Origin of the sequence: Paraburkholderia sp. BR14320, assembly GCF_040948665.1 — a bacterium.
Taxonomy (GTDB): domain Bacteria; phylum Pseudomonadota; class Gammaproteobacteria; order Burkholderiales; family Burkholderiaceae; genus Paraburkholderia; species Paraburkholderia youngii.
Genome location: NZ_JBFPKG010000427.1, coordinates 1 through 211, shown reverse-complemented (window position 1 = coordinate 211; position 211 = coordinate 1). Strand labels below are relative to the sequence as shown.

1 protein-coding gene is annotated in these 211 nt (G+C 74.4%); it reads right to left on the bottom strand.

The genetic code is table 11. The features are described 5' to 3' along the window. A partial coding sequence (locus AB3X89_RS40935) for a hypothetical protein (RefSeq protein WP_368588141.1) occupies positions 1 to 211 on the bottom strand: 211 nt, incomplete at both ends.

The window sequence follows — 211 nt, the reverse complement described above, 5'->3', positions numbered from 1 at the left end:
GCCGCACAGCGCGTGCCGCAGGCTTCGTCGCCGTCCTTCAGGCGCAGCCCGGCACGGGCGGCTGCCTCCCCGCGGGCCTGGCGCAGATACGCGTCGATCTTGCGTGCCACGACCGCCTGCAGCGCCTCCAAGGTCTGCAGGGCGTCCACCCGGTGGCGCTTGAGCTGCGGGCTGCGCGCCAGCGGCAGCAGCCCCATGCACAGGTTGCCCA